Source organism: Paludibacterium sp. (genome assembly GCF_019232825.1).
Classification (GTDB): Bacteria; Pseudomonadota; Gammaproteobacteria; order Burkholderiales; family Chromobacteriaceae; genus Paludibacterium.
Window position 1 is genome coordinate 1 of sequence record NZ_JAFAND010000146.1, and the last position, 4363, is coordinate 4363.

Annotated in this window: 4 protein-coding genes; 3 read left to right on the forward strand and 1 reads right to left on the reverse strand. The window is 55.6% G+C overall.

What is annotated here, in order from left to right; all coding sequences use genetic code 11:
• On the reverse strand, window positions 1-436 hold a 436-nt coding region (locus JOZ06_RS19160), incomplete at its 3' end, for a hypothetical protein (protein ID WP_293235382.1).
• 340 nt (window positions 437-776) lie between these two features.
• On the opposite strand from JOZ06_RS19160, the gene JOZ06_RS19165 reads away from it, so the two are divergent.
• From JOZ06_RS19165 to JOZ06_RS19175, 3 genes are all read left to right on the forward strand, one after another.
• Entirely contained in the window at window positions 777-1877 is a 1101-nt protein-coding gene (locus JOZ06_RS19165; RefSeq protein WP_293235384.1) for an SEL1-like repeat protein, read from the forward strand.
• A gap of 287 nt (window positions 1878-2164) precedes the next feature.
• Window positions 2165-2632 carry a hypothetical protein gene (locus JOZ06_RS19170; protein ID WP_293235386.1) on the forward strand — a complete coding sequence of 156 codons (468 nt, stop codon included), beginning with the start codon at window positions 2165-2167 and terminating at the stop codon, window positions 2630-2632.
• A 37-nt stretch (window positions 2633-2669) separates the two neighbouring features.
• Window positions 2670-3689 (forward strand): hypothetical protein, encoded by a 1020-nt coding sequence (locus JOZ06_RS19175; protein ID WP_293235388.1) that lies wholly within the window; start codon window positions 2670-2672, stop codon window positions 3687-3689.
• Window positions 3690-4363: the final 674 nt, after the last annotated feature.

A 4363-nucleotide genomic window follows, 5' to 3' on the forward strand; every position in this document is an offset into this window, starting at 1 on the left:
GGAAGGTCTTCGCGTCGGAGATGTCGATGAAGCCGGCGGCGTTCGGCTTTCCCTTGGCGAGGAAGTGCTTCAGCCGTTCCGCCGCGGGGTGCAGATCCGGGGTGGGGGTTGGCTCCACGACGACTGGCGGGGCGCTTGCCATCGCCATCGCCTTGGCGCGCGCCTCCCGCACCGGTTCGGGCAAGGCCTGGAGGGGTGATCCGTAGATACGGACGAGATTGAGCCCGCTATTGGAGATCTCGCGGAAGTGTCCCTTCGGCGGTTTGCCGCCCGCCGCCACCTTGGCCCAATAACCGCGGCCTGGCGCGGGGATCCGGTGTTTGTCGCAGATCTTGTGGAGGGCGACGTCGGAGATGCCGAGGTCGGCGGCGACCTTGGTCATCGGGCGCCCCCACACCAGATCGAACAGCTCGCGTCGCGTCAGGTCCTTCGCCATCCGGTCCTCCTCCGTGCGGGCGGCGCCGCGGGGCGCCCCTACTGGAGCGTAGGGCGAGGGGTGGCGGCGCGTCGATGCCGGCGTGACGGTTGGCTGGTGGTCAATTGGGGGCCGGACTCGAACCCGAATGGGCGGGAAGGCGCGTTATGCGACCGACCTGTGGCGTCGGTGGTGCGGCTCATTTATAGTTGTCCCCTCTTCATGTTCTTGCTCGGTTCGGTATTTCGAGCCGACTCGGCAAATCGATTGTGGAAATAAAACAAAAGTTCGAGCGGCGCCGACGAGGCTCGCTCGGGCCGAACCGGATTTTACCCAACGCAACCGCTCGGATAGGGAAGAAATGGACGATTTTGATCTGGACGATGATCAGCCCGAAGACTCGACCGGCGAATTATTTTTCAGTTTGGGCCTGGGTTCGGAGCTGGGCGTCAACGGCGAGAAAGATCCCGTCGAAGCCGCGAAATGGTACGAGGCGGCGGTAGAAAAGGGAAACGACTCGGCCAAGAACAATCTGGGGAACATGTACATCCACGGGGTCGGCGTCGAGCGGAACGTAGGGAAAGGCATGGCCCTGGTGACCGAGGCGGCGAGGAACGGTCTCGCCGCCGCCCAGTGCAATCTCGGCCAGATGATCGAGAACGGGATCGGTTCCACCCAGAGCTACTCCGGGGCGGCCGAATGGTATCTCAAGGCGGCGCAGCAGGGGCTTGCCGAGGCGCAATTCAGACTCGGCTACCTGCTAGAGCACGGGTTCGTCTCGAAGCCCGATTTCTGGGAGGCGTTCGCATGGTACCGCCTGGCGGCGGAGCAAGGTCTGGCCGACGCGCAGTTTAACCTTGGCCTCTGTTACCGCGAGGGCAAGGGGGCGCAGGTGGATTTGGGGCGTGCCGTCGAGTGGTTCCGGCGGGCGGCGGTCCAGGGAAACGCCGCGGCGCAGTTGTTCCTCGGCGGCGCGTTCGCCTTCGGCGAGGGGGTTCCTCCCAATCCGCAGGCCGCGGTCGACTGGTATTCGCGCGCCGCAAATCAGGGGCTGGCGCTCGCGCAGAGAAAGTTGGCCATCCATTACATCAGTACGTCTCCACCGAACGCCGCGGAAGCTTTCCGATGGTACAAGCGTGCGGCGGAGCAAGGAGATGCTGAGGCGCAATACGGGCTCGGCGTGTGCTTCTTCAACGGGCAAGGGACAGCCCAGGATCGCGGCGAAGCGGCGAAATGGTACCTCGCTGCCGCCAAGCGCGGTTATGGCGGCGCGATGCGGACCCTGACGGACGTTTACGCCCGGGGGCTGGGTGTCCCTCCGGACCTGGTGGAGGCGTATTATTGGTGCTCTGAGGCGATCGCGCGCCTGGCGGGGCCGCCCAAGGCTGAGATGGAGCGCTATCGCGAACATTTGGCCGAACGAATGAGCGAGGCCGAATTGCGGGAGGCGGAGGAGCGATAACCCCGGTCCGCCGTCGGTGCCCAGGTGTGGGCTGCTGGCGCGAGTTTGAATAAGGAATTGAGACGGGGCTCCGGCGATGCCGGAGCCCCGTCAATAGGTTGCGGGCCGCTTCTGATCGGAACGGGAATTATGCGACCAACTTTTTTTCTGATTTCGGTACGTCCTGCCGGTAGTCGCCCTACCAGATTGGCGATTTGTAACAGCGCAGCCGGACTCGACCAAAACCCGCTTTAGGAGTAAAAATATCAAAGATTTTTCCTAAAGTTGTATGGCGCGGAGATTCTAAAATGTCGAGCAATAATGTGTCTGAGGTTGTAAATGCCCAGGTTGAGCTCGCAACTAGTTATTTAGCGACAGATAACGACAAGCTTTACGTGGAATTGGGGAATATAAAGCATTTCGTAGACAGAAATCCGTCTTATTCAAATAAATTTGGGTTTAAAATAAGCGAGGAGGATTATGTTAGGGGGTCTGCGATGGAGAAGTTTGGGAGGGAGTTTTTCAAAAATAGTACAAGTGAGGTAAGAAAAATAATTTGCGGCCATGACAAAAATAGCGAAAAAATCCGATCAGATATAATGAAGGCTATTTCTGGTGATAGCGTTACGCTTACGGCGTTAATCACAACATTGGTTGCTGCCGCAAGTGTGCCAATTGCATATGCCCCTATTATTTCAGCGATTTTGGTAAAAATTGTAATTTTGCCTGCAAAGGACGCTTTTTGTTCTCAGTGGGATAGCAGCGTGGGCGTTTAAAGTAGATTGAAATTTCCTCTATTATAGTGGGGATGCGATGCGCGGACTGTATATCGGATCAAGAGCATTGTCTGAACAAGGGCTCCTGCTGGAAAAAGAGGTCACAGCGCTTCAACGAAGATTTACTCAATCTGTCGGTGAGCCGGTTGAATTTGTTTTCCTTCCTGCGGTATTAGCAGAGGACTTGCCAATTGAAATAATTAAGCATGAACCGGAAATATTGCATATATCCACGCACGGCGACAAAGATGGTTTATCTTTTTCTAACAGCGGTAATAACGAAGTAAAAATAAGTCATGATACGCTGAATGCGATATTTCATAACGAGAACCCGCCGCGACTTGTTTACATTAATGCATGTGACTCTGACCTAATTGCCGAAAAGCTTACGGGGCGGGTTTCGATGGCGGTAGGTACCACTGCGCCAATATCGAACCGTGCCGCCCTTACGGGGGCAATTAGTTTCTATGACCGGCTGATTCGAGGGTTTTCCGTGAAGGACGCTTTTGAGGCGAGCAGTGCGATCATAGAGGCACTAGACAATAAGTGTACAAAATCACATCTGGCTTTCAATGGAACAGTTCAGCCTGAATTTGAAATACTCCATTACGTTCCCAGATTAATAGCGAAGTTTCACGGAAAATTCGGAAATGAACAGTCCAAATTTTCTATCGAACTTGGCGTCCACGGATGCCCAAAGAACACGCATCAGATGGTGTTTTACACAGACGACGATACATTTGTGGATGACGATAAGGAATTTGAAGAGACAATGGTGTCTATTTACAGGGGGTATCCACGTAGAGGGGTGATCTGGTCCGAAGAAACTTGGGCAGGGATTGAAGGGAATTTTAAGTGCTTCGCTTCAGGGGTTTCGCCTGGAGGGCAAGCATTTGTAGTGGCTGGAGAGTTGTGTAACGCGCTGGAGCTCTACTACTCGATGACAGACGACGATGCTCGGTATGTGCAGCACATGCGGGCGGTTGCTAGGTTGAGAGCCCAAGATGGGTCGGGTTTGAGTGAAAATGATGGTAAGGCTTTTGTGAAGAGGAATTAGCTCGTGCGTGGTCGCTCTGGCGCGTTCTTCCTACAGGCGGGGGCTGCGCGGTGTAGGTGCGGCTGCGTTGCCCCCGTCTACCACCCGGAAGATTCTTGCCTGAATTGCCAGCATTCCAGGTCGGCATCGCTGTCACTTTAACCTCCCGTGTCCGTGAATGCTCTTCAACAAGTGGATCTGTCGGTTTCAGCTCCTCATACTACGAATCTGGGGGTTGGAAGTTCGAGTCTTTCCGGGCGCGCCATTCTCTTTCGCAGAAATCAAAGAGTTCCAGCGGATCGCGATTGCGATGCCACTCGCACGCGTTTTTCCGTCCCACGCCGGTCCCACGGAAGGCTAAACCGGCCACTACACGACATCGGCGGCCAGCTGGCTTCATGTGGGTCTCTTGTTGCTGCTCTCGGTGTTCCTTTATGCCGGAAAATAGTTTGAGGGCTCTGATGGCGGGCAGATTTGGCATGGCCAAATATACGGCAATGCCGTATATTGAATTCCCATGACTACCCCGGTCACTGTCGTTGAAATTCTGACCTGCCCCCGGAAATTTCCTCCAGTCTGAGTTAGAGTCCGCCCTTATGGAAGGACGGACGAATGAAGCGCAGCAGGTTTACGGAAGAGCAGATCATCGGGGTGCTGAAGGAGCATGAGGCGGGGATGAAGACCGCCGATCTGTG

Coding starts and splice junctions, on each gene's coding strand:
- JOZ06_RS19165 (WP_293235384.1), top strand. CDS start 777: ATGGACGATTTTGATCTGGACGATGATCAGCCCGAAGACTCGACCGGC.
- JOZ06_RS19170 (WP_293235386.1), top strand. CDS start 2,165: ATGTCGAGCAATAATGTGTCTGAGGTTGTAAATGCCCAGGTTGAGCTC.
- JOZ06_RS19175 (WP_293235388.1), top strand. CDS start 2,670: ATGCGCGGACTGTATATCGGATCAAGAGCATTGTCTGAACAAGGGCTC.